This window comes from Bacteroidales bacterium (genome assembly GCA_013314715.1).
Classification (GTDB): Bacteria; Bacteroidota; Bacteroidia; order Bacteroidales; family GWA2-32-17; genus Ch61.
The window spans coordinates 18,577-37,538 of record JABUFC010000013.1 but is presented as its reverse complement, the minus strand read 5'-3'; the positions used below and the strand labels follow the sequence as shown (position 1 = coordinate 37,538).

General features: G+C 31.2%; 16 protein-coding genes. 13 read left to right on the top strand and 3 right to left on the bottom strand.

All coding sequences use genetic code 11. The annotated features are described in order from the left end of the window. Nucleotides 1-3: 3 nt before the first annotated feature. Entirely contained in the window at nucleotides 4-2,379 is a 2,376-nt protein-coding gene (locus HPY79_04525; GenBank protein NSW45061.1) for a TonB-dependent receptor, read from the bottom strand. Nucleotides 2,380-2,481: 102 nt separating this feature from the next. Between HPY79_04525 and HPY79_04520 the strand changes: the two genes are divergently transcribed. Next, the gene (locus tag HPY79_04520; protein NSW45060.1) at nucleotides 2,482-4,380 is read left to right on the top strand and encodes a hypothetical protein; all 1,899 of its coding nucleotides are present in this window, start codon (nucleotides 2,482-2,484) and stop codon (nucleotides 4,378-4,380) included. On the opposite strand, the gene HPY79_04515 is transcribed toward HPY79_04520, so the two are convergent. Beyond that, nucleotides 4,377-5,384 (bottom strand): M15 family metallopeptidase, encoded by a 1,008-nt coding sequence (locus HPY79_04515; GenBank protein ID NSW45059.1) that lies wholly within the window; start codon nucleotides 5,382-5,384, stop codon nucleotides 4,377-4,379. The genes HPY79_04520 and HPY79_04515 overlap by 4 nt on opposite strands. A 144-nt stretch (nucleotides 5,385-5,528) precedes the next feature. On the opposite strand from HPY79_04515, the gene HPY79_04510 reads away from it, so the two are divergent. From HPY79_04510 to HPY79_04490, 5 genes are all read left to right on the top strand, one after another. After that, nucleotides 5,529-7,661, top strand: coding sequence for a DPP IV N-terminal domain-containing protein (locus tag HPY79_04510; GenBank protein NSW45058.1), 2,133 nt, complete (start codon nucleotides 5,529-5,531; stop codon nucleotides 7,659-7,661). A 148-nt stretch (nucleotides 7,662-7,809) separates the two neighbouring features. Next, entirely contained in the window at nucleotides 7,810-8,214 is a 405-nt protein-coding gene (locus tag HPY79_04505) for a transcriptional repressor (protein NSW45057.1), read from the top strand. Between the two features lie 38 nt (nucleotides 8,215-8,252). Beyond that, a complete protein-coding gene (locus HPY79_04500; GenBank protein ID NSW45056.1) occupies nucleotides 8,253-10,637 on the top strand; it encodes a TonB-dependent receptor in 2,385 nt (794 codons plus the stop codon). Between the two features lie 16 nt (nucleotides 10,638-10,653). Next, complete coding sequence (locus tag HPY79_04495) at nucleotides 10,654-11,115, top strand: DUF4625 domain-containing protein (protein ID NSW45055.1); 462 nt, start codon at nucleotides 10,654-10,656, stop codon at nucleotides 11,113-11,115. 56 nt (nucleotides 11,116-11,171) lie between these two features. After that, on the top strand, nucleotides 11,172-11,672 hold the full coding sequence (locus HPY79_04490) for a DUF4625 domain-containing protein (GenBank protein ID NSW45054.1): 501 nt from the start codon (nucleotides 11,172-11,174) through the stop codon (nucleotides 11,670-11,672). A 4-nt stretch (nucleotides 11,673-11,676) separates the two neighbouring features. On the opposite strand, the gene HPY79_04485 is transcribed toward HPY79_04490, so the two are convergent. Then, nucleotides 11,677-12,453, bottom strand: a complete 777-nt coding sequence (locus tag HPY79_04485; GenBank protein NSW45053.1) for a TIGR02757 family protein — start codon at nucleotides 12,451-12,453, stop codon at nucleotides 11,677-11,679. A gap of 72 nt (nucleotides 12,454-12,525) precedes the next feature. Here HPY79_04485 and HPY79_04480 point away from each other — a divergent pair, with 72 nt between their 5' ends. The 7 genes from HPY79_04480 to atpH all read left to right on the top strand — a co-directional run bounded on the left by HPY79_04480 (nucleotide 12,526) and on the right by atpH (nucleotide 18,958). Continuing rightward, the gene (locus HPY79_04480; protein NSW45052.1) at nucleotides 12,526-14,313 is read left to right on the top strand and encodes a GNAT family N-acetyltransferase; all 1,788 of its coding nucleotides are present in this window, start codon (nucleotides 12,526-12,528) and stop codon (nucleotides 14,311-14,313) included. A gap of 67 nt (nucleotides 14,314-14,380) precedes the next feature. Continuing rightward, nucleotides 14,381-14,923 carry a glycosyltransferase family 39 protein gene (locus tag HPY79_04475; GenBank protein NSW45051.1) on the top strand — a complete coding sequence of 181 codons (543 nt, stop codon included), beginning with the start codon at nucleotides 14,381-14,383 and terminating at the stop codon, nucleotides 14,921-14,923. Next, a complete protein-coding gene (locus tag HPY79_04470; GenBank protein ID NSW45050.1) occupies nucleotides 14,818-16,248 on the top strand; it encodes a hypothetical protein in 1,431 nt (476 codons plus the stop codon). Before HPY79_04475 ends, HPY79_04470 begins: the two co-directional genes overlap by 106 nt. A gap of 190 nt (nucleotides 16,249-16,438) precedes the next feature. Continuing rightward, nucleotides 16,439-17,554: a F0F1 ATP synthase subunit A gene (atpB, locus tag HPY79_04465; GenBank protein NSW45049.1), complete on the top strand. Its 1,116-nt coding sequence runs from the start codon at nucleotides 16,439-16,441 to the stop codon at nucleotides 17,552-17,554. A 15-nt stretch (nucleotides 17,555-17,569) separates the two neighbouring features. After that, complete coding sequence (gene atpE, locus HPY79_04460; protein ID NSW45048.1) at nucleotides 17,570-17,824, top strand: ATP synthase F0 subunit C; 255 nt, start codon at nucleotides 17,570-17,572, stop codon at nucleotides 17,822-17,824. Nucleotides 17,825-17,907: 83 nt separating this feature from the next. Further along, nucleotides 17,908-18,402, top strand: a complete 495-nt coding sequence (locus HPY79_04455) for a F0F1 ATP synthase subunit B (protein ID NSW45047.1) — start codon at nucleotides 17,908-17,910, stop codon at nucleotides 18,400-18,402. A 4-nt stretch (nucleotides 18,403-18,406) separates the two neighbouring features. Further along, the gene (atpH, locus tag HPY79_04450) at nucleotides 18,407-18,958 is read left to right on the top strand and encodes an ATP synthase F1 subunit delta (protein ID NSW45046.1); all 552 of its coding nucleotides are present in this window, start codon (nucleotides 18,407-18,409) and stop codon (nucleotides 18,956-18,958) included. Nucleotides 18,959-18,962: the final 4 nt, after the last annotated feature.

Genomic DNA, 18,962 nt, shown 5'->3' with positions numbered 1-18,962 from the left:
TTTTTAAAAATTAAAAATAATTCCAATGGTTGGCAATATAGTTCCCGAACCCGACGAAGGCACTTCTCGTAATAAGTAACGACTTGAATTATTTGGATCGATCATAATGTTACCGTTCTGATCTAAATTGGTAATTCGTGGAAGTTCCTCTGATTTAAAGTTATAAATATTTTGAACATCTAAATAAAGTCGTAATTCAGTTTTTTTCAAAGTATATCTTTTCTCAACTCTAACATCTAACTGATGAAATGATTTAAATCGACGTCCATTTATGTTATCGAAGTCAAAATATGGACGATTTTGTATATCCCATGCTGCAATTTGTGACGAACGCTCTAAATCATAAGGTGTATAAGGGAGTCCTCCAGCAAATCGCCATTTAAGTGCAACGTTCCAATTTTTACTAAATTTCTTATTCGCTGTTAAATTCAAAATATGTCGGTTATCCCACGAAGTAGGTCTGTATTTTTGTTGTTTGTTTTTAAACTCACTAACAGCAAAAGTATAAGATAAGGTTAGATTTAAGTTTTTTAACAATGTTGTTTGCAATAAATATTCTATTCCATACGCCCTACCAACTGAAGTAGATGTAACCGGTTCGTTGCCAACGAAACCATAATCAATAGGCTTAAATGCCAGACTAATAGAATCGTTCAATAAAAAGGGATAGTTTTTGTATTCTTTATAAAAACCCTCGAGGGAATGCTTTGTTAATTTATTCGGTAAAAACGAAAAACCTAATATATAATGATTAGCCTGTATATACCGAATCCCATTTTGTTTATTAACAAAAATTCCATTTTTATCTTTATAACCAAGAATGGTATAAGATGGCAATTGATAATAATTTCCCCAATTAGCATTAATGCTCCATTTTTCTGTTAATTCATACGAAGCAGATACTCGAGGCGATAACTGTTTTAAGGGATTATGAGTGCTTGAACTATATGGAGTGGCATCGGTTCTGACACCTATTGATAAACTCAAACGTTCAGACAAGAAATTTTTTGATAGTTGTCCATATATACCATACTTAAATAATGATAAAGAAGAATTAAATACCAATGTATCGATTTGCCCAGAATAAAAAATTTTTTGATAGTTGTTTACATCATAAGTGGCATATTCTCCTTGTATTCCTGCATTTATTTTTAAACCATTTTGAATAAAATATTTTTCGAATCGAAATTTATTTTCTTGTTCTTGACTTTTGTAATCAATAAGTTTATTAGCTTCGGTTTTAGTATTATTAAAATATTTATATTGACTATTATTTAACATGTTTCTGCTAATTACTAAGGTTGAATATCCATTTTCTTCGTAATGTTTATATACAGTTCCAATAGCATAATTCCATTGTTCAAAAACGGGCAAAAAATTCAAAATATAACGTTGTTCTTCTGTTGGATTTTTAATTTTGGTGTCAAGCTTCATTTGATCTAATGCCCCAATACTTAAAAAGGTTATTTCATTTTTATTATTGATTCGATAACGCACTTTGGTTTGATAATCGTTAAAAGTTGGCAAAAATGGAAGTCCTAAAGCTTTAAAAAGAAATTGTAAGTACGAGCGTCGAAGCGATAATATATACGTAGCTTTATCGGTTAATGGTCCATCGGCAGTTAATGATATTTCTGATGCTCCAATAGTTGCTCTATACCTTGTTTTATCGGGATTTCCATCTACCGTTTTAAAATCGAATACACCACTTAATGCATTGTATTTATTAGCTGGGAATGCACCTGCATAAAAGTTAACATCACGTATAAGGTCTGCATTAATAATTCCATTGGTCCCCCCAGATGCTCCTTGAGTAGCAAAATGATTAATATAAGGAATTTCGACATCATCAACAAAATAGCGACTTTCGTTAGTAGCCCCACCTCTAACAATAATATCGTTGCGATTGGCAACAGGGAAAGCTGCTACACCCGGATAATTTTGTATGATACGAGCTATATCGCGATTGGCACCAGCACTATTTTCTATTTCCGAAATTCCTATGCTTCGCATTGAAACAGGGCTTTCTTCTTTCTTAACAAAGCGTTCGGCTGTTACCTCTATTTGATTTAAATTATAACTTTGTTCTTCTAACGTAAAATCCATATAAGTTGTTTTGTTCGTTATAACTTGAATATCTTGTGTTATAAGAGTTTTATGTCCAACCGAACTAATTTGAAGTTTATAAAAGCCTGGTTCAAGAGCTGTAATAATAAATTTACCATCAAAATCGCTCGAAGCACCTATCGATGTACCAATTATTACAACATTTGCAAAAGGAATAGGTTCGTTGTTCTTTTGAACTATACGTCCTTCTATTCTACCTTTTTGTGCCCAAAGTGATAAAGGAAATAATAATATAAGTATAAATTTTAACATATTTTTTTTTGCAAAATTAACTATTTATTTAGATTCATTCTAATTATGATAATTTAAATTTTGTTAATTTTGTTATAATATATTCTTCTTGTATATTTGTCAATGTTTTCAAAAAAAGTATTTAAAAACAAACCCTTTATCTTATTATTGTGTATAACAGTTGCTGTTTTTGCTAATACACTATGGAACCATTATAGTTTTGACGACAACTTTGTTGTTCAGAAATCAAGCCATCAAGGTTTTAGTGGCATTAAAGAAATATTTACTACACATTATTGGCAGGAAAAGGATAATACATTTGGATATCGTCCAATTGCAAGAACAACTTTTTTTATTGAATCCCAGTTATGGGGCGAAAAACCATTTTTAAGTCATTTAATTAATTTACTGCTATATATAATTACCATAGTATGGTTATATCTATTACTCAATAAAATATTTCCAAATAATGATAAAATAATTTGGTGGACAAGCCTGCTGTTTGCAATCCATCCCATTCATACCGAAGTAGTCGCGAGTTTAAAAAACAGAGAAGAGCTTCTTGCATTTCTATTTGGAATAGCTGCAATAAGCACAGCTATTCAGTATATTGATACTCAAAAATGGATAAAACTTGTTTTTTCGGCATTATTTACATGGCTTTCTATACTAACAAAAGAAAACGGAATGGTATTTCTATTATTAACTCCCATAACTTTATTTTTTTATAAAAATTTTAATGTCCGATGGCCAATTCTTGTTCACTTTATTATTGTATTTATAGGAGCATGGATTTTATATAAACTTCCATCATGGATACTTCCAACAGAAGATAAAATACTTTTTTACTTTGAAAATCCTCTTCATGAAATTCATTCTCACTTTGCCAAATATTTATTAAGCGCCGAGAGTATGGGATTTTACATCGTTAAACTCATCTTTCCATATCCGCTTAGCTACTATTATGGATACAAAACGATAAATATACCTGATACCATTACACTAAATCAAATTGTTTTTGTTGTTTGTTTAATAACTAGCATTTACTTTCTATTAAAAAAAAGACAAAAATCTGCTATTTTAACATGGGGCATAATATGGTTCTGGGTAAGCATTGTTCCTTTCTCGAATTTTTTTATCCCAATAAATGGAATTGTAGCCGAACGTTTAGTTTATACAGCATCATTAGGGTTTATTATTGCTGGTGTTTGTTTTATTACCATAATTAAAAAACGTTACACACTTGTCTTTACATTTATTGCTTTGTTATTTGGCATTTACTGCATTAAACGAAACGGTGAATGGAAAGATACTGAAACCTTATTAAGGACTGATATGCCTAAACTTAATGAATCGGCTAAAGCCAATGCGAGTTTTGCAACAATGCTAATGAACAAAGTAAACACACAAGTTCAAATAGGGAATAAAATAAACTCAAATATTATCGATACAATTATTAAACACTATAAAAAAGCCATCGATATTTACCCCAATTATTATGCTGCCATGAATAATTTAGGATTGGTATATTTTACATATGCCCAAAATGATTCGCTTGCAACTTATTGGTTCAAAAAAGCTATTTGTATAAACAACAACTACTCAGAAGCACTATACAATTTAGCTCGTGTTAAAATAAAGCATAAAAAGAATAATGAAGCACTTCGATTATTGAATAAGGCGATTATTATCGACTCTAACAATATTTATATTATGAACGATTTAGCAAACCTTTATTTTAGTTTAAACATAAAAGATTCAGCATATACAATAAACAATTTAATAAAAATCAAAGATACAAATTCGGATATACCTTATATTAACGAAGGAAATTATTTTTTACTTTCGGGCGATACTGTCCATGCTGTTGCCCAATGGGAAAAAGCTATTAGCAAAAATCCCAATAACCCAAATTTATTATATGGCTTAAGTCGATATTTTAAACAACACCAAAATATAGAAAAATCGCTTTACTACGAACGTTTATTATATCGAATTCAACGTAATTCAAAATCTCATTAATCTTTACTGTGCAATAATTCTACAGCATCTTTTATACTTATACGCTCATGTTTATTATTAAAGGCAACAATAAATGCATCGTTAAAGCCTTTTGCCTTTATTTGTTCTAAATCAGCCAAAGCTTTTTCAAGGTTGTTATAATGTCCTGTTGTATATTTATACAAATTATCTTGTTTATACCAATCCACTTTTAAACGTTTAAATCGTGAGTCTTTAGATGAATAGGCATTTACAGAAGTTAAAATTTGAATTCTAAATTCAACTTTTAGCATCGAAATATCGGCTAAAACGGGTGGCTCTTTTGCTTTATTTATTAGTAAAGGATTTTCGGCATATATATGCGAAACTATAATTGGGTAGTGAGCCTTAGCATAATTTCGCGAACAAGCATTAAAATGCCACCATTCGGTTTCAATAGGATAAAAACCGGCTGCCATCATAATTTTACGCAAAAGTTTTCGATTTTGATATTGGGTTTGTGTCAACTTGCCCACCCTAAGCAAACCTTCTTCGTTAATGGTATATGCAGTATCAGAAAATGAATCGAACGAGGTCCCCATGTCCAAATAACTTCCATTTTGATTGCAAAGAGTAACATCTACAGCAGCTCCAAAATTATGTAATGAACCGATATAAGGACTTGCAACAAATTTTTCCTTATTGCCATTGGGCAAGTTCACATCTGTCCACATTTGTTGTTGTATCGAAAGTGGGCGAGCAGCATCTAAAACTACCAATCTTAAGGATGCATTCTCATTGCGCAACAATTGCGATGCCTTTGAGAGTTTTATTGCAACTTCTTTCTGTAAATAAGCTTTCTGAATTTCACCATACAGGTTCCGTCCTAAAAAATTATAATTACTAGCATAACGTAAATCAACAACAATAGTACTATCTAAACTTTTAACATCAACTAAACCGTAGCCTTTATATATTTTCTCTAATTCGCTCTCTGTTATATATCTAAAACAATATGGATGAGACACATGAGTTTTTGCTTGCATCGCTCCCAAAATATTATTTTGGACGTTTGATTTTAGAGGCAAAGGTGTAAAGTTGTTATAAAAAACAAGCAAGATTGCAGGTAAAATTTGATATAAATGATATATCTTTGAAAGCCACATTTTCAATTTGTAAATTACAAAGATATGAAGAAAATAATTTTAATTTTATTAGTTGTTTTTGTTTGCTCTATAACAAAGTCACAAAACAAAATGCTAACCATTGACGACGCCGTTATTGGAGCCTATAGAACGATGTATGCCAACGATTTGTATAATATTGGATGGCGAACCAACGATATTTTTACTTATAGCAAAGGAGCAAATTTATATCAGCAATCTATAAAAAATGCAAAAGAAATAATGGCTATTAATGGCAATTCATTATTTGAAATTACACATGATAGTGCCTTTAATAGCTTTGTAGTTTTTCCTGAATACCGATGGACAACCAAAGATATTTGTTGGATAAAAAATTCCAACAAAATAGCCGAAATCGATTTAAAGGCTAATAAAGTTTTGACATTCTTATCTCTTCCTGACACGGCCGATAATATAGAACTTCATTACAAAAGCAAAATGGCGGCATATACTATTGAAAATAATCTTTGGGTTCAATATCCCAACGGCAATAAAGTAGCTATAAGTAACGAAACAAATAAAGGGATTGTTTATGGCAAATCGGTTCACCGCAATGAATTTGGAATAGAAAAAGGCATATTTTGGAGCAACAGTGGTAAACTTTTAGCATTTTACCGTATGGACGAAAGCATGGTAACCCAATACCCAATCGTTGATATTTCAACAAGAATTGCAACCGAAAAACCCATTCGTTATCCTATGGCTGGTATGAAAAGCCACGAAGTTTTAGTCGGCGTTTTTAATACCGAAACTAAAAATATTATCTACCTAAAAACAGGTGAACCTAAAGAACAATATTTAACAAACATAACATGGACCCCCGACGATCAATATATATGCATAGCCGTTTTAAACCGCGAACAAAATCACATGAAATTTAATATGTACAATGCACAAACAGGCGAATGGGTTAAAACTTTATTTGAAGAAAAAAACGACCGTTATGTAGAACCCTTACATCCCGCTATTTTTATCTCAAACGACCAATTTATATGGCAAAGTCAACGCAATGGTTACAACCATTTTTATTTATATAAAACCGATGGAACGCTCTTAAAACAAATAACTAAGGGCAATTGGGCAGTAATAGACTATCTAGGTTATCAATCCAAAACTCGTTCTATTTACTTTATATCCACTAACCCAACCGCATTAGAGCGTCAGGTATATAGCGTAAACATTGACAATGGAGAAATGAAACGACTCACTCCTGAAAGAGGTTGTCACGAACCTATTTTCAACGATAATTTTTCGTTTTTTATTGATAAATACAGCAACCTAAACACACCGAAAACCATCAACTTAAACGATGCTTATGGAAAAAAAATCCGAACCATTTTAGAAGGCAAAAATTCTTTAAGCGACTATGCTATGCCCGAATTAAAACTCGACACGATTAAAGCAGCCGATGGTAAAACCGATTTATATGGACGTATAATAAAACCATTGAATTTCGACCCAGCAAAAAAATATCCTCTAATATTGTATGTTTATGGTGGTCCTCATGCTCAGTTAGTTCAAGACGAATGGCTAAGTGGTGCGCCACTTTGGGACTTTTATATGGCTCAACAAGGATATATTGTTGCCACCATTGATAATAGAGGCTCTGCCAATAGAGGCTTTGAGTTCGAAAGCTGTATCCATCGTCAATGTGGAGTTAATGAAGCTCAAGACCAAATGGAATTTGTAAAACATCTTATAAAACAAGGTTTTGTCGATGAAAAACGAATAGGCGTTCACGGTTGGAGTTATGGCGGCTTTATGACAACCACCCTTATGACTACCTACCCCGAAGTTTTCAAAGTTGGAGTTGCTGGTGGACCTGTAATAGATTGGAAATATTACGAAATAATGTATGGCGAACGTTACATGGATACACCTCAAGAAAATCCCGAAGGCTACGAAAAAACAAGCTTACTCAATAAAGCTAAAAATTTAAAAGGTAAACTACTTATTATTCATGGGTATATTGACGACACCGTTGTTTTACAACACAGCTTAGCCTTCATTGAACAATGCATAAAAAAGGGCATTTTAGTCGATTATTTTATATATCCCAAACATCCACATAATGTTCGAGGCAAAGACCGAATTCATTTAATGAAAAAAGTCACCCAATATTTTTATGATTTTCTATAAAAGGTTTTGTATTTATTCCTTAACCACTTTTTTTTCGACACGAATTGTTAATTTAAGTTAAAAAATAAATATAAGCCTATAATATATTTCATATCGTTTTTTTTATTTATATTTGCAACATTGTTGCATTTTAAACAATATTGCATTTATGGAAGCATCTGAAATTTTAGCTAATCATCGATTAAGACGCACAAGCTGTAGAGAAGGCATTATTGATGTTTTTCTATCTACAAAAAGGACCTTATCTGAAAATGAAATATGCGAACGTTTAGCAGGGCATTATGATCGGACAACATTTTATCGATCTTTTAAAACTCTTGTAGAAAAAAATATATTACACAAAATTATTATCGATAATAAAAATATTCGATATGCTTTAAATAACACCATTAACAATAAAATAAAGCATGTGCATTTTTATTGCAATCAATGCAACATGGTTGAATGTTTAGAAACCGTTCCTTTTGAACCGCCTAAATTACCGAACGGCTATACTATTAAAGATTCAGATCTGATTATTAAAGGTATCTGCAATAAATGTAAAACAGCTTAAAAATGAAAATATTAATTCCACTCATACTATATTTCGCTATGGGTCTAACTTACACATATAGTCAAAATACATTCACTCTTAGTGGTAGAATTTTAGATGAAAAAAAACAACCATTATCGGGTGTTTCTATTTTTCTTCAAAATACGTTTCATGGAACATTTACTAATAGAGACGGTTATTTTACTATTTATAATTTGGAAAAAGGTCAATACATAATTAACATTTCTCATATTAGCTACAAAACCATAATTGACACTATACTAGTTAATCATGATATCTATTATGATATTGAGATGAAACCGTCAACTATAAGCTTACAAGAAGTTGTAATAAATGATTTGTCTTTTGAAAAACGAGAAAAAGAAGAGTCGCTAAACCTAGAAATAGTTAACAATCAATATTTAAAACAAAATATAGGTGGAAGTTTAATGAACTCTCTCGAACGCCTTGCAGGTATTACCACTATCGATATTGGCACGGGGCAATCAAAGCCAGTTATTCGGGGGCTTGGGTTTAACCGAGTAGTAGTAGTTGAAAATGGCGTTAAACATGAAGGACAACAATGGGGTGCCGATCATGGACTTGAAATAGACCAATATAATGCCGAAACCATTGAAATTATTAAAGGACCTGTTTCGATCATGTATGGCTCCGATGCCATTGGCGGAATTATCGACATTAAACAAAATAAAATTCCACTCAATAATTCTATTAATGTAATACTTGACCTTATTGGCAAATCAAATAATAATTTAATGGGCTCGTCGATCTTAATTTCTGGTCGAAAAAAAAGTCTTTTTATGAATTTACGCACTACCCTCATTAATTATGGTGATTATAAAGTACCCACTGACAGTATTGATATTTATTCGTATAGAGCGGCATTATATAAACAACAATTAAGAAATACAGCCGGCAATGAACAAAATATTCATTATACTTTAGGAATTATTCAACATAAGTTTACAACAAAGCTTTTTATAAGTAATATATATAATAAAAGCGGCTTTTTTGCCAATGCACACGGCATAGAACCACGTAATGTTGATACTTTGTTACACGACAAATCAGGTCGAGACATTTTGTATCCTTATCATCAAGTTAATCATTTTAAAATTATTAATAAAAGTCAATGGAATCGATCTCATTATAAAATAGAAACCGACTTTGGATTTCAGAGAAACTTTAGGCAAGAATGGAGTACTTATGTAAATCATGGTTTTATGCCCGCTACTTTTCCCGACAGCCTACCTTTTCCTTCCGATCTTGAATTGCAATTAGATAAATACATTTATTCTGCTAACTTAAAACCTACCTTTTATTTAAACGAAAAAACAACGATTACAACAGGCATCAATTATCAATTTCAAAAGAATAAAATTGATGGACGAAGCTTTATTATTCCGGAATTTAGCCAATTTACTATTGGTAGCTACGCTTATACTAAATATTATTTTTCAAATAAAAGTATTTTGCATTTTGGTATTCGTTATGATTATAGTTTTTTGCATACAGAAAGCTATTACGATTGGTTTAAAAGCCCTAACGAAAACTATACTTTGTGGTCATACTTACAAAGATCTAACGAATTGAAAAAACATTTTTACAACACTTCTTGGTCAATAGGATATATTCATAATCTTGAAAACTTAATATTTAAAATCAATGGAGGAAAAAGCTTCAGAATTCCAGATGCAAAAGAGCTAGCTGCAAATGGAGTAAATTATCATCATTTTAGTTTTGAAGTAGGAAATCCTAATTTATCGCCAGAAATATCGTACCAAATTGATGCTGCCATAGAATATAGAAATAAAAAATTTGCTTTTGAAATATCTCCTTTTGTAAACTATTTTACCCATTATATTTATCTTAATCCTTCAGCCCAATACGACCGACTTTATGGCAATGGCAATCAAGTTTTTTATTATACCGAAAGCGAAGTACTAAGGTATGGAAGTGAATTTCATAGCCATTATGAAATAATACCCAATATACAACTAGGTGTAATTGCCGAGTATGTCCACTCACAACAAATGTCGGGAGAAAAAAAAGGATATAATTTACCTTTTTCGCCACCTGCCTCTATATTGTTTAACCTTAAATTCAAAAAAGATAGACTGAAATTTGCAGAAAATTTATATTGCTCACTCGACTATAAACTAACATCAACGCAAAAAGAGATTGTCCCTCCCGAAGAGATTACACAAGGTTACCAACTTTTGAATCTTAGTTTAGGAAGTAATTTATACTTTAATAACCATCTTGTTATTTTTTCTTTTCAAATACAAAATATACTCAACACCAAATATTTTAACCATACCAGCTTTTATAGATTGATTAACGTTCCTGAACCTGGACGAAATATTGTAATAAATATTACTATTCCATTTTCAAGCAATTTAAATAAGTCTAAGCAAAATTAATTTAAACTTTATGAATATGAAAAACCTTTTAATCGTTATTGCAACCATGGGCATAGTTATTTTTAATGCCTGTAAAAAAGAAAACAAAACTGAAATAACCAAACCTCAAATTAGGCTTAAAGAAGTCGGTTTGGATAATAGTAAAATTGGCTACATTGGTTCTGACTTTCATCTAGAGGCAGATATTGAAGCCGAAGCAAAAATCAATATTGTAAAAATTGAAATTCATTCTGAGCACACAAAATCATGGTATTTCGATTCTACTTATTCTGAATTTGCAGGTTTAAAAAACGCTGAATTTCATAAACACATTGACATGCCTACAAACCTTACAGATACAGGCCAATACCATTTGCATTTTATAGTTTCCGACATGAACGGAAATCAATCTTCGGTAGAGTCTGAAATACAAATAAAGCAACCAACGGATACCCTTTCTTCTATCATTATGAATAACAATTTTAATATTATGAAATAGCCATATCGTCAAAATAACGAGATAAGTTCTGACCTTAATTTAAAAATAAATTACATATGAAAAATATTCAACTTGTGATATTTTTACTTTCTACTACTATTATATTTTTTTCGTGTAATAAAGAGAAAGAAGTCATTGACAAACAAAAGCCTAATATTGATTTTTCTATTCAAGATGCCTTTCCATTAAACTGCGATACATTGTATTTTGGTGAAACTTTTAATTTTAAAGTTTTGTTTAGCGATAATGTTGAGTTAGGATCGTTCAGTATCGACATTCACCAAAATTTTGACCATCATTCACATAGCACGGAAGCAACAACTTGTAATTCAGATCCTATCAAAACACCTATCAACCCTTATTCATTTATCCAAGATTACGCAATTCCTGCTGGTCTAAAACAATACGAGCCTAATCTTTCAATAACCATTCCTGCCAATAATGAAAACGGACTCTTTGACGAAGGCGATTATCATTTTTTAATTATGCTTACCGACCAATCGGGCTGGTCAACACAAAAAGGATTAAGTATTAAAATTCTCAATCGAAACTCCTAAATATTTATATTTTAAAACGCTCTAATCCCATACCAAACAAAGCATAATCGTATTTTATAGGATCGTTTTGGTCGAATTGACGAAGATTTTGAGTAAGTTCTACCACTGCCTTCCAATCGTTTTGCATACGGGTTAATAAACCCAAATGCCTTGCCATTTCTGACACATGTACATCTAATGGTATATAAAGCGATGATATAGGAATATTTTGCCACAATCCAAAGTCAACTCCATTAGCATCTTTTCGAACCATCCAACGAAGAAAAAGATTTAGCTTTTTGGCAGCAGAATTGTTTTTTACATTCGAAATGTGTTTCGTTGTATGTCTATCTTGGGTATAATTCAAAACAAAATCATACAACAAGGTCAATGAATCAAAAAGATTATTATTTTTTTTAAATTCTTGAGTAAAAAAAGATTCTAATCCACCTTGATTTTTATAGATATGTTTTAAAGCGAGAACCAGATTAACAATATCATTCCCATTGATCGTACGATGTTTAAAATTAGAAAGTTGTTGCAACATTTCATTATTAAAAGACATAATATAATCGAATGGGCTATTATTCATTATAGCCATAAGCTTGTAAGCATTGTTAATAATTTGTTTTCTTTTACCCCACGCCATAATACAAGTAAAAAAGGCGGCTATTTCTATATCTTCCTTCTTTGAAAAAGAATGTGGAACTTGAATGGGATCGTCAGTAATAAAATCAGGTTGATTATATCGTTCAAAATAGACGTCTAATAAGATTTTAAGTTTTGAGTTAAATTTAATCATATCTTAACTTCTGGTTTTGAAATTAGTACCAAATTTGCCATCTTTGAAAATTCAATATTTATAACTGAGCATATGTTGATATCAAACCGCGAATTGTTTAAAATAATATTCAAAAACATTGGCAAAAAAGGCTTTTTTAAAATTTTAATACAATCAACAAAGGTAAAGCAAATCAATCAATTTTATGCCGAACACGAGCAAGATAACAGCGAAACATTTATTCAAGCTATTTTAAACAAAGCAAACATTCGATTTACATTTAATACCCAAGATTTAAACCGTATTCCAACCCAAGGTCCTTTTATAGTTATAGCCAACCATCCTTTTGGTGGAATAGATGGACTAATTTTATATAAAATTTTTAGCATTCAACGAACTGACGTTAAAATAATGGCAAGTCATAGTCTTCGAATGATAAAGCCTTTAAAAGATCTTATTTTACCCATGGATACCCTTAACGACAATGACCCCAAAGAATATCGAATAAAAGGCTCTAAAACTGCTTTTCAACATTTAAACGAAGGAGGATGCATTATTTTATTTCCTGCCGGCGAAGTAGCGTCGTTTCAACATCACCATAAAATGGTAACAGACCATCAATGGCAATACAATGCCATTAAGTTTATTAAAAAAGCAAATGTGCCCGTTATTCCCGTTTTTATTAGCGAAATTGCCGAACCTTGGTATGTTAAATGGCTTCCAAAATTTATACGTTTACACCGAACCCATGCATTACCTCAAGAACTTTTTTTTAGAAACAATATTCAAATACAATGTAGAATCGGTAAAATAATTAAACCTGAACTTATTCAATCATTTGAAAGTATTTCACAATTAGGACGTTTTTTACGAGTTAAAACTTATGCGCTTGGTTCTGCTCTCAACGTAAATCAATTTTTCCCTTCGCTAAAATCATCGTCTAATCCTCAAGAAATTGTCCCCCCTATTGATAACAATGTTTTAATCAACGAAATTAATAACCTAAGTAAAGATTATTTTTTGTTCAAAATTAGTCAGTTTAAAGTATTTTGTGCCCCCGCCATAGCCATTCCCAATGTTATTTACGAAATTGGACGTCAACGTGAAATTACGTTCAGACAAGTAAAAGAAGGAACCAATAAGAGTATCGACCTCGATGAGTTTGATTTATATTATTATCATTTATTCATATGGGATGACGATAAAAAAAGCATCGTTGGAGCTTATCGAATTGGAAAAGGTAACGACATTTTTAGCAAATACGGCATAAAAGGATTTTATATTCAAACCCTGTTTTATATCGAAGAAGCTTTTTTTCCTATATTAAAACAATCTCTAGAACTAGGACGTTCGTTTATTACAATTGATTATCAGCAAAAACCGCTCCCCTTATTTTTACTATGGAAAGGCATACTTTATTTTTTATTAAAAAACAAAGAATATCGCTATCTCATTGGACCTGTAAGCATTAGCAATAGTTATAGTAAAGCATCTAAGGCACTTATTACAGCGTTTATTCAAAAATATTATTTCGAAAACGATTACAAAAATTATGTTCATCCTAGAACCGGTTTTGAACCGCATTTACCCGAAATTGATACAGATATTTTGCTTTCGACCACAAATGATGATTTGGGCGATCTGGATAAATTAATTGAAGAAATCGAAGTTAACAATGTTAAAATACCTGTACTACTAAAGAAATATCTTAAACTTAATGCTCGTATTTTAGGTTTTAACATAGATCCACTTTTTAACGACGCACTCGATGGACTTATTTTACTCGACTTATACAATGTGCCTCAAGATGTTATTCTTTCGTTATCAAAAGAATTTAACGACGATGAAATTTTAAAACGTTTTGAAATTACCTCTAACTAATTACATGTCGATTAATTAATTTTTTTGTAAGTTTTAAACTTTTTATATCTATTTTTAGCTCCTCAATATGAAAAAAAATGGCGTTATTATAGTATTAATTTTATTAGTTGCCATCCTACTTCGTTTTTATCGATTTTTTGATATTCCCTATACATTAGATGAACTCAGTGCTCTAAATAGAACTTTTTATTCTTCTTTTTCAGAACTCATTGAAAAAGGAGTTTACAACGACGGTCATCCTGCCTTAATACAGATTTTCTTGTTTTATTGGGTTCACTGGTTTAGCTATAACGAATGGATTGTAAAATTGCCATTTCTATTAATGGGTATCGCTTCCATATATCTGATTTATCGTATAGGTAAAGAATGGTTTTCGGAAACAGTAGGAATCATTGCTTCAACATGGATGACAACGCTACAATTTACTATTATGTATAGCCAAATTGCCCGCCCTTATGCCTCGGGGTTGTTTTTTGTTTTGGGTATGACTTTTTTTTGGACTCAATGGCTAAAAAAAATCCAGCAAAATGGTTTATTTCATGGGCTTATATTATTTTCACCGTTCTTAGTGCATATAATCATTATTTTTCATTATTACAAGCAGTTTTAATTGCTTTTACAGGATTGTTTCTAATTTCTAAAAATAGGTTTTGGAATTATGCATGGCTAAATTTAAGAGCAATTTTGTTGTTTTTACCACACCTCTCCATTAGTTTACATCAGTTATCGTTAGGAGGATTGAATTGGTTACCCAAGCCCAATTATGAATTTTTTGTAAGTTATTTTCAATTTATATTTCATTTTTCAGAGTGGGCATTGGCATTGTTTTTAATGCTATTTGTTTACAGCGTAATACAATATTTTCGTTTTAAACCCAACATAAACCGAAAATGGATATTGATATCATTTTTTTGGTTTATGATTCCGCTCTTGTTTGGTTTTTATTATTCGGTTTACAAAAAACCTATTTTACAATATTCGGTACTAATTTTTTCGTTCCCTTTTTTCTTGCTCTTTGTTTTATCGTTCATGCCCAATTGGAACAAAACAAAAAGCCTTATAGTTGTGATTATAATTATGATGATAAATACAACGACTTTGATTTTTAAACGAGAATATTATTCGTTCTTTTATAATCAAGGATATGATGCCATTGCCAAAAGACAAATCGCCTTAATCGATTCTCTAAAAAAGCCTGTAACACTATTAATTGACGGTTATGAACCGTTTTTTTTAAATTATTATGCCGTTAAATATCATCACCCAATTCCATGTGCATTATATTCATACGATGGTTTTAACGAAAAAAACTGGGAATTATACATAGCAAATTTAAAAACCAATTACATAGCATGCTCACATGTTGGTGTAACAAATTTGAATTTCTTGGACATTGTTCAAAAATATTATCCTTATTTCGTAAAAAAATCGAGTGGTTTTGCTTACGAATGGTATGTATTTTCTAATAAAAATACATCGAAAAAGTTATATAAGTATGAAAAAGAAATAAACTTTACCCAATACGAGAGTTTGTGTAAAAAAAATAACGGTTATCGGTTGTCAAACCAACAGGAATATGGACCATTGATAGAAATTAATTTTAAAGAATTACCATTATGCCGACATGATATTATACACATTCGATTAGATATAGATTCGCTAAAAAACGAGGGCACGTTGGTTTGTGAACTAAAAAACCAAAACGATTCTTTATTACTTTGGAAAGGAGCATCATCAAAACAATTTTTAAATCAAAACGAAAAAACAAGCATTTTTTTAACAATTCGAATGACCGATATAAAAAATTATTCATACTATTCAACTTTAAGAACATATTTTTGGAACCAAAATAAAGTAAATGCATTATTAAAAAGAATAAGCATTAAAATAGAAAGCGGTAATCCATATATCTATGCTATTTTTAATGATTTCTAAAAAATCTCCGGTTAATTATATATAAAAAAGCTGATACACATTCATTTTACACGTCTTAAAGTAAATAAATGAGTGAAAAACTAAAAAAAGAGCTTTAATTGCTATTTTTACGGTAAAATAAAAAATGTTTATCGTTTTGTTTTAAAAAGAATTCTCATTATTTTTGAGCAATAAAAAAACGAGAATTTTCATGTGGAATAAACGCTTGATTTTAGTTATATCGTTCATCTTTTCAATGTTTCTATCCTTAAATTGTGTATTTGCAAACGAAGAAAAAATAGATTCTACAACTCATGAAACAAGCAATTTTAAACCAGGCGAATTCATCATTGACCACATATTAGACGATCACGAATGGCATATTGCCACACTCGGAGAAACCCATATTAGTATACCGCTTCCCATTATTGTTTATAGCTATAAACAACAAAAATGGCATTTCTTTTTATCTTCATCGTTTCATCATGGTCATGAACCCCATAATGGCTTAATGCTTTGCAAAGAAGGTAATTTTAAAGGAAAAATTGTTGAAGTCGATGAAAATAATGAAATAGATGGCAATGCAAAACTTCCACTCGATTTATCTATTACTAAAAACGTGGTTGAATTAATTATAATTGCTTTGTTGCTTCTACTCGTATTTATCTCAACGGCTAATTATTACAAGAAAAATCCAAATAAAGCACCTAAAAAAATAGCCTCCTGGGTTGAACCCCTTATCTTGTTTGTGCGCGATGACATTGCCAAGCCATCACTAGGACATAAATACACTAAATTTATGCCCTACCTTTTAACTGTTTTCTTTTTTATTTTCTTTTCTAACCTCATGGGTTTAATACCTATTTTCCCAGGCGGAGTTAATTTAACTGGCAACATAGCAGTTACCATGGTATTAGCATTATTTACATTTTTTATCACAACCTTTAGCGCAAATAAATATTATTGGTTACATATTTTCAATGCTCCTGGTGTTCCTTGGTGGTTAAAAATTCCGCTTCCTTTAATGCCTATTATCGAACTTATCGGAGTCTTTACCAAACCTTTTGTATTGATGGTCCGTTTATTTGCAAACATCACTGCAGGACATATCATTGCACTTGGTTTCTTCAGCTTAATATTTATTTTTGGTTCTATGAATGTAGGCTTAGGATACGGCATTTCAGTTCTTTCTGTAACTTTCGCTGTTTTTATGTCTTTATTAGAATTATTGGTAGCTTTTATTCAAGCCTATGTTTTCACTCTTCTGTCGGCAATATTCTTTGGAATGGCCGTTGAAGAACATCATAATCATGCTGAAACCCACTAAATTATATATTTTATGATTACATTAACTGTTATTTTACAAGCATTAGCAAACGTAGCTTTAGCAAAAATGGGAGCCGGTATCGGTGCTGGCATTGCTGTTATCGGTGCAGGTTTAGGAATTGGCAACATTGGCGGTAATGCAATGCAAGCCATATCACGTCAACCCGAAGTAGCTGGCGACATTCGTTCGAATATGATTGTAGCTGCTGCTCTTATCGAAGGAGTTGCATTTTTTGCTATTGTTGTTTGTCTATTAATTCTTTTTATTTAAAAAAATATGGGAAAGAGCGGTTGGCTCTCTCCCTATTTTTTAATATTAGGTAATTAAATGAAAGAAATAAAAAAATAATAACTATGCAACTAGTAACACCAGGAATAGGATTAGTCTTTTGGATGCTAATAGCTTTTAGTATCCTATTGTTTATTTTAGGCAAATTTGCATGGAAACCCATTCTAAAAACGCTTCATGAACGCGAGGAGAGTATCGACAAAGCCTTAAAAGCCGCCGAAGAAGCAAAAGCCGAAATGCTCAAATTACAAGCCAATAATGAACAAATTGTAGCCGAAGCCCGCAAACAAGCTGACACAATTATTAAAGAAGCTCGTGAAATGAAAGAAAAAATCATTTCCGATGCCAAAATGGCTGCCGCAAACGAAGCAAATAAAATTTTAAAAAATGCTGAAGCTACCATTGAAAACGAAAAAAATCAAGCTATGAACGAAATTCGTAACCAAATTGCCGAATTTTCTGTTCTTATAGCCGAAAAAATTATTCGTAAAGAACTTAGCAACGAAAATAAACAAAAAGAATACATCGATAGCTTACTAAACGACATACATATAAACTAAAGCTATGAATTACGGAAAAATTGCAACTAGATATGCAAAAGCATTGTTCACAACTGCCGTTGAAGAGAATGTTGTAGAACAAGTAAAAAACGATATGCTCATATTGCAACAATTAATTGCAGAAAATACCGATTTTGTATTCTTTTTAAACACACCTATTTTAAAACCATCAGAAAAAAAAGACTTTTTTATATCAGTGTTCAATAATCAATTACAACCATTAACCCTTCGTTTTTTAGATTTATTAACAACACATCGCCGCGAAAATCGTTTGAGCGACATTATTCGCAATTATCACGCACTTTACTTACAATATAATAATACGGTTTCAGCAAACCTTATTACCACCCTTAAGGCAAACGAAACAATGCTTACTTCATTTAAAGAAAAACTACAAACAATGCTCAACAAAACAGTCCTTTTAGAAAATAAAACAGATGAATCTATTGTTGGTGGATTTATACTACAATTAGACGACAAAGAATATGATGCAAGTGTAAAAACACAACTTCAAAAAGTAAAAAAGAATCTGATAAATACATCTATGATAAAATAAACGT

Excerpts from the sequence above, each read along its gene's own strand:
- HPY79_04525 (NSW45061.1), bottom strand. The coding sequence starts at position 2,379 with ATGTTAAAATTTATACTTATATTATTATTTCCTTTATCACTTTGGGCA.
- HPY79_04520 (NSW45060.1), top strand. The coding sequence starts at position 2,482 with ATGTTTTCAAAAAAAGTATTTAAAAACAAACCCTTTATCTTATTATTG.
- HPY79_04515 (NSW45059.1), bottom strand. The coding sequence starts at position 5,384 with ATGCAAGCAAAAACTCATGTGTCTCATCCATATTGTTTTAGATATATA.
- HPY79_04510 (NSW45058.1), top strand. The coding sequence starts at position 5,529 with ATGAAGAAAATAATTTTAATTTTATTAGTTGTTTTTGTTTGCTCTATA.
- HPY79_04505 (NSW45057.1), top strand. The coding sequence starts at position 7,810 with ATGGAAGCATCTGAAATTTTAGCTAATCATCGATTAAGACGCACAAGC.
- HPY79_04500 (NSW45056.1), top strand. The coding sequence starts at position 8,253 with ATGGGTCTAACTTACACATATAGTCAAAATACATTCACTCTTAGTGGT.
- HPY79_04495 (NSW45055.1), top strand. The coding sequence starts at position 10,654 with ATGAAAAACCTTTTAATCGTTATTGCAACCATGGGCATAGTTATTTTT.
- HPY79_04490 (NSW45054.1), top strand. The coding sequence starts at position 11,172 with ATGAAAAATATTCAACTTGTGATATTTTTACTTTCTACTACTATTATA.
- HPY79_04485 (NSW45053.1), bottom strand. The coding sequence starts at position 12,453 with ATGATTAAATTTAACTCAAAACTTAAAATCTTATTAGACGTCTATTTT.
- HPY79_04480 (NSW45052.1), top strand. The coding sequence starts at position 12,526 with ATGTTGATATCAAACCGCGAATTGTTTAAAATAATATTCAAAAACATT.
- HPY79_04475 (NSW45051.1), top strand. The coding sequence starts at position 14,381 with ATGAAAAAAAATGGCGTTATTATAGTATTAATTTTATTAGTTGCCATC.
- HPY79_04470 (NSW45050.1), top strand. The coding sequence starts at position 14,818 with ATGGCTAAAAAAAATCCAGCAAAATGGTTTATTTCATGGGCTTATATT.
- atpB (NSW45049.1), top strand. The coding sequence starts at position 16,439 with ATGTGGAATAAACGCTTGATTTTAGTTATATCGTTCATCTTTTCAATG.
- HPY79_04455 (NSW45047.1), top strand. The coding sequence starts at position 17,908 with ATGCAACTAGTAACACCAGGAATAGGATTAGTCTTTTGGATGCTAATA.
- atpH (NSW45046.1), top strand. The coding sequence starts at position 18,407 with ATGAATTACGGAAAAATTGCAACTAGATATGCAAAAGCATTGTTCACA.